Here is a 1,588-nt window from a genome sequence, read left to right as displayed (position 1 = left end):
GGCGACCTCTTCGCCGTCGTGCCCCAGCTCACCGAGGAGATCAACACCCGCAAGGGCTGACCCCCCGGCGAACACCCCGCCCCGGGCCGCACGGTGAACCCCACCGCGCGGCCCGCAGCCGTTCCGGCACCGTCGTCACCGCCGTTCCTCGGCCGGACGTGACGCCGAGTCCCGGCCGTCGCGGTCCTGCGCGCCGAGTCCGAACGTGGTGAAGGCGGTGCGTTCGGGCAGCGGGTAGAACTCCTTGCCCGTCAGCGCGTTGACGATGACGGCGGAACGCCAGGCGGCCAGGCCCAGGTCCGGGGCCCCGACACCGTGCGTGTGCCGTTCGGCGTTCTGGACGAAGACGGAACCGGCTGTCTCCGGTGCCAGAACGAGCCGTTGGGCCGCGTCGACCTGCGGGCGCCCGGCCTCGTCGCGGACGATGTACGGGTCGAGAGCGGCGAGCAGCGTGTCGACGGGGCGCTCCCGGTATCCGGTGGCGAGGACCACGGCGTCCGTGACGAGCCGCCCCCGCGCCTCCTGCTGCCCGTGCTCGACGGCCAGCTCGATGCGCCCCGCCCCGGTGGCGGCAGCGCCGGTGACCTCGATGCCGGGGGTGAGGGTGACGTCGGGCCAGCTTCCGCCGAGGCTGCGCCGGTACAGCTCGTCGTGGATGTCCCCGAGCGTGTCCCCGCTGACGCCCTTGTACAACTGCCACTGACGGGGCAGGAGCCGGTCCCGGGTCGCCTGCGGAAGTCCGTGGAAGTAGCGGGTGTAGTCGGGGGTGAACTGCTCCAGGCCGATCTTGCTGTACTCCATGGGCGCGAACGCCGGCGTCCGGGCCAGCCAGGTCAGCCCCTCCGCCCCCTGGGGCCGGGACCGCAGCAGGTCCAGCAGGACCTCGGCGCCCGACTGGCCCGAGCCGACGACGGTGATGTGGCGGGCGGCCAGCAGCCGGTCCCGCTGGGAGAGGTAGTCCGCGGAGTGCAGCACCACCGCGGCCGGGTCCCGGACCAGCTCCCGCAGCGGTTCGGGGACGTGGGGGGCCGTGCCGACGCCGAGGGCGAGGTTGCGGGCATGCGCGAGCCCGGTGGTGAGCGTCTCCCCGTCGGGTCCCAGCCGGGTGAACTCCACGGCGAACGCGTCCTGTCCGGGGTCCCAGGCCACCGTGTCGACCCGGTGGCCGAAGCGGGTGGCGGGAAGCTCGGTACTCACCCAGCGCAGATAGTTGTCGAACTCGGAGCGGTGGATGTGGAAGTGCTCGGCGAAGTAGAACGGGAACAGCCTGCGGCGGATCTTGAGGTAATTGAGGTAGGACCAGGGGCTGGTGGGCTCGACGAGGCTCACCAGGTCGGCCAGGAAGGGCACTTGGAGCGTCGCGCCCTCGATCACCGACTTCGTCCATACCTCCGCCCCCGGCGCCGCCATCGGGGTGCAGCTCGGCCACTCCGGCCGCAAGGGCTCCACGAGGCTGATGTGGGAAGGCATCGACCAGCCCCTGGAGGACGTCCACGCCCTGCGGGAGCCGCTTCTCCGCCTGCGGCGCGGCCGCGTTGCCGATGGGGTTGTCGTGCTGCGGTCCGCGGCAGGTCTCCGTCTTCCAGAA

General features: G+C 72.4%; 1 protein-coding gene. It reads right to left on the bottom strand.

Annotation, left to right across the window (positions count from 1 at the left end):
- Positions 1-135: 135 nt before the first annotated feature.
- Positions 136-1,410: a lysine N(6)-hydroxylase/L-ornithine N(5)-oxygenase family protein gene (locus HET64_RS38415; RefSeq protein WP_251146462.1), complete on the bottom strand. Its 1,275-nt coding sequence runs from the start codon at positions 1,408-1,410 to the stop codon at positions 136-138.
- Positions 1,411-1,588 lie beyond the last annotated feature (178 nt).

Origin of the sequence: Streptomyces sp. McG3 (assembly GCF_018619185.1) — a bacterium.
Classification (GTDB): Bacteria; Actinomycetota; Actinomycetes; order Streptomycetales; family Streptomycetaceae; genus Streptomyces.
Note: the sequence above shows the minus strand (reverse complement) of the source record. Positions and strands in the feature narration are given on the sequence as shown.

Excerpts from the sequence above, each read along its gene's own strand:
- HET64_RS38415 (WP_251146462.1), bottom strand. The coding sequence starts at position 1,410 with ATGGCGGCGCCGGGGGCGGAGGTATGGACGAAGTCGGTGATCGAGGGC.